This window comes from Pedobacter sp. UBA4863 (assembly GCF_002399615.1).
Taxonomy (GTDB): Bacteria; Bacteroidota; Bacteroidia; order Sphingobacteriales; family Sphingobacteriaceae; genus Pedobacter.
In genome coordinates this window covers 1-3,794 of record NZ_DHDZ01000038.1, presented here as the reverse complement: position 1 = coordinate 3,794, position 3,794 = coordinate 1, and the positions used below count along the sequence as shown (strand labels likewise).

The window sequence follows — 3,794 nt, the reverse complement described above, 5'->3', positions numbered from 1 at the left end:
TTGATAATGCACTACGGGTTAATCCCGTAATTCCTAGATTTAATCTAGTTACTAAAAAAAGAACTTGTACAATTTATAAAGGCGTTCTAATGGGGTACGTTCATCGTTTTTTATAACATAAGAAAAGGGGCTTGTAGAAATAACCTTAATATTGTTTGGTATAAATTCTCTAAGCTTTTTCCAGTCACCTATAAATCTTGCACTTAATGAGTTTTCCAGCCGTGATTGAAGCTCGTAACCGAGCTCCTCACGGTATTTAAATTTGGCATAAAGGCTATCGCCCAAAGAGGACTTTACCACTGAAGAGATATCTTTTCCCATAAAAATCACCATATCCTTAATACGGTAATGTAAATCCCTATACAGTTCGTCGGTAAAGTTTATATTCAACGTATCATTTCCTCTCAAATAGGCATAAATATCATGTTCCAGTTTATTTAAGATTTTAGCATCATTTGTAACCTCTTTTTTTATATCTTGCAAAAGCAGGCTAACGCTGTTTAACGTGTCTGTTTTTCTATATTGCTGGTACAGGTGCCAATTGTCTGTTAAACTAAAATCTGTGAAAATTTTATCTGCTTCTTTTTCAATTTTATGTCTTTGTGCTTCTGCTGCTTTGTACTTTAAATAATTCTCATAAGATCCTAGTGAGCTATTAATTAATTCTGTTGCAGAAAAAGGTTGTGCACTCTTTTTGCTAAAAAAGATTACGGTTCCCTGTTGGTTAGCAATTGAAAGTACATCTGCCATTTCCCTATCAACATCGAAAAAATAAGAAAAGAACTCATTATTATTATATAAAAGGTTTACATTACCTTTTGCAACTTGCGATAAGAAGATTTTTTTACGTGCTTCTTCTACAAAAATATTTTTGCCAATATCAAACCGGAAAACTCTTTTCGTTTCAAAGTCTATCGCTAAAGCCATATCGAGTTGCTCGCTATCGGTATCTATAGTTCCATTATTGTTATAGATTAATTTTATAACGGGATATAATTTAATAGCAGCATTTTTCTTGTTGTTATTTTTTGTAATAGAGTCTATTTTTTCTACAATTTCAATATATTTTGTTTGGCTTTGGCTAAGTATTTTTGCCAATTTTTCGGGAAATACACTAGCTTGCCCCCATGCGGAAGCATTTATAAAGAGCAAGAGAACAATTATAAGTCTTTTCATTGAGGTTTATTATAGGTAATTAACTTGTGGTAGAACATTGCCCAATTCAATAGCAATTGGATTCATGAGACCACTTAAATCACTAGTCGAATCGTACGTATCAGTTAAAGGGGGCATAGCATGTAACATTTACACCTCTTCCTACTCCAGCAGTTAATATAGCATGAAAAATATAGGTGTCGTCCTTTTTGCCTATAAATAAATCTGCAAAAATAGGTTTGCTAACATGAATAGATGTTTGTGCACTTTCATAGTTAATATCAATATTGTTATAGTAATAGTGGTTTTGCATATAATTATTAAGATCCTCAGGGCTTACTCCATTTGCTAAAATATCTACTTTTGCTGCTGAAAAATCTTCTCCACTAGTGGCTCCATTGACTTTCGAAGATGCAAATTCATTAATGACAGAGTCTAAAGAACTGGTATTGTGTTTCGGTCAATTCCGTAAAGGTTTTAATAGCATCCATGAGTTTTGTGTCATTTTGAACTTTATCTTTCAGCCCGTCTACTACTTTTGCCAAAGTAGGATAGAGTAATCTGGTTAATGCCGATAGTTGTATGCTTGGCCCACTAGAGTTTCCTTCCGAATCATCATCGTCTTACCAACCGCTATCGGGGTCTTCGTTTGGTTCTGGATCTTCTTCTGGCTCGTGTTCCTCTTCCTCCTCTTCTTCCTCTTTTGGGGCTTCTCCTATAATTTCAACTTCATTAAGCCAGTTTTCGCTGTTGCCGCCGCTGCCACCTTTTAGGGTGTGCAGTTCTTCCATTAATACTTCTTCCAGTTCGGCAGAGAGTTTTCTAAATACAAGGGTCTGTTTCATATTAGGCTAGTTTTTCTTTTTTTCTTCATTTAAAAAAATAATACCGTACCTCGCATTAAATCCATAAAAAACCTCAGAAAGCCCTAACTTTATAGTAATAGAACTGACCTCTTTTAGGTTATATTTATATAGGCTATCTATACGCCTCACAGTATCCCTGAATATGACCACTTGTGGTTTTCCTATAGATCTGCGCCCATCCTTTTCTATTCTTTTTTCAATGGTTGTATTTAAGTTTTTGATGAATGAAATAAGCGTACTGTCCGATTGAGCCATACATGTATAGCTCAATAGACAGAATAAAAGAGTTATTATCGGTTTTACTATATTCATATTAAATTTTATTATCAACGAACAGGGCAACTTCCACCCGGAGAAACCTATCCAAAACAATGTTCCCCTAAATATACGCTATTAGATATGGCTTGGCGGTCATCCGAAATAAAGGCCACCCAAATGTTAAAGTTTTTGCCACTTTCGTAAGCGGGGATAGGCAAGCTGTCTTGCCGTTGCCTACGTCGGTTGCTGCTTAGGCTATAATAGAGATCTATACTATCTAGCGGATAGGCAAGCATCATAAACTGATCAGAAAGCCTGGTGTTATCCGGCAGGGGTGGGTTATCCCACGAAAAATGGAAACCGCTATCGTCTTGTTGTAGCACTATTTGTTGTGCATTGGGTAATTGGCCCTTGCTTACTAAGATCTTTGCATAATCTAGGGTGCCATCTTCTGCCACGGCATGCAAGAGATTGTAAGATTTGGCAGCATTGTAGGCCGAAAGTTCATTGGCCCTGCCTTCTAGGTTAAAACCTACTCTAATAAAATAGAGTAGGGGCTTTAAAAAACTGTGCAGGTTTTTAAAGCGCAGCCGGTACCGGTTTTGTGCAGTACTGCCAATCTTATTTTTTTGGCTAGGCTTAGGTCTGCTTTTAAGTACGCATTTATCGCCATACATGCTGCCTACCACATTGCCTATTTTTCCGCTAAAGCCGCCATTAATACCATTTTTTAAAATTGCCATCACCTAAAAATTTTATACAGTTTTACCTATTGTTAGCCGTAGAGTTGCCCCAATGTCATTAAGTTAAGCGTTGGCGGGGACGCCAACACATGAAATCGCACGCTGGCGTCCTCGCCAACGTGTTAAATTAACCCGTAGTACATTATTGTCCAACATTCCTCCCCCTTAATTCCCCCTCCAAAGGGGCACACATGGTGCTTAATTATGCGATTTGTATATCCCCCTCTTGGAGGGGGCAGGGGGAGGATTTAAATAAAAAATTGATTATCAATTATTTGTTTTAGTCTTAATAATGCACTACGGGTTTAATTAACTTAATGATATTGAGAACTGCCCCCTTCCTCAGCCCTTATCCTAAAATCTCCTCATTAATAGGTAACTCTTTATTTAACAGTTGATAACAAGTTAGTTATAATTACTCTATTTTCAATAATAAAACTCAAAATATAAACACTAAATATTCAGTTGTAAGTGTCATAAGTGTGACGAAAGTGTGACTAGTCTATGCCCATGCTATGTCTATTTATTAATTATGATTAGGAGCTGTTTAAATTTCAATTAGAATAAATATATAGGCGGGTGGTGACACCCGCCTACAGCCCATAGCTATAGTTTGGTGTCACCACTAAACCCAACCTGTAAAATAAAGGAATAAAAAAATAGCTACAGATTTAGAAACTGCTTAAATTTCAATAAGAATAAATACATAGGCGGGTAGTGACACCCGCCTACAGCCCATAGCTATAGTTTGGTGTCACCACCAAACCCAACC

General features: G+C 36.6%; 5 protein-coding genes. All 5 read right to left on the bottom strand.

What is annotated here, in order from left to right; genetic code table 11:
- Positions 1-51: 51 nt before the first annotated feature.
- The 5 genes from B3I52_RS09105 to B3I52_RS09085 all read right to left on the bottom strand — a co-directional run bounded on the left by B3I52_RS09105 (position 52) and on the right by B3I52_RS09085 (position 3,022).
- Positions 52-1,176, bottom strand: a complete 1,125-nt coding sequence (locus B3I52_RS09105) for a hypothetical protein (protein WP_293300550.1) — start codon at positions 1,174-1,176, stop codon at positions 52-54.
- Positions 1,177-1,276: 100 nt separating this feature from the next.
- On the bottom strand, positions 1,277-1,468 hold the full coding sequence (locus tag B3I52_RS09100) for a hypothetical protein (RefSeq protein WP_293300548.1): 192 nt from the start codon (positions 1,466-1,468) through the stop codon (positions 1,277-1,279).
- Positions 1,469-1,778: 310 nt separating this feature from the next.
- Positions 1,779-2,000: a hypothetical protein gene (locus B3I52_RS09095; RefSeq protein ID WP_293300546.1), complete on the bottom strand. Its 222-nt coding sequence runs from the start codon at positions 1,998-2,000 to the stop codon at positions 1,779-1,781.
- A 6-nt stretch (positions 2,001-2,006) separates the two neighbouring features.
- Complete coding sequence (locus B3I52_RS09090) at positions 2,007-2,276, bottom strand: hypothetical protein (RefSeq protein ID WP_293300545.1); 270 nt, start codon at positions 2,274-2,276, stop codon at positions 2,007-2,009.
- A gap of 104 nt (positions 2,277-2,380) precedes the next feature.
- Complete coding sequence (locus B3I52_RS09085; RefSeq protein WP_293300543.1) at positions 2,381-3,022, bottom strand: DUF6266 family protein; 642 nt, start codon at positions 3,020-3,022, stop codon at positions 2,381-2,383.
- Positions 3,023-3,794: the final 772 nt, after the last annotated feature.

What these genes read in the sequence shown, in the direction of transcription:
- B3I52_RS09095 (WP_293300546.1), bottom strand. Translation starts at nt 2,000, where the DNA reads ATGAAACAGACCCTTGTATTTAGAAAACTCTCTGCCGAACTGGAAGAA.
- B3I52_RS09085 (WP_293300543.1), bottom strand. Translation starts at nt 3,022, where the DNA reads ATGGCAATTTTAAAAAATGGTATTAATGGCGGCTTTAGCGGAAAAATA.
- B3I52_RS09100 (WP_293300548.1), bottom strand. Translation starts at nt 1,468, where the DNA reads ATGCAAAACCACTATTACTATAACAATATTGATATTAACTATGAAAGT.
- B3I52_RS09090 (WP_293300545.1), bottom strand. Translation starts at nt 2,276, where the DNA reads ATGGCTCAATCGGACAGTACGCTTATTTCATTCATCAAAAACTTAAAT.
- B3I52_RS09105 (WP_293300550.1), bottom strand. Translation starts at nt 1,176, where the DNA reads ATGAAAAGACTTATAATTGTTCTCTTGCTCTTTATAAATGCTTCCGCA.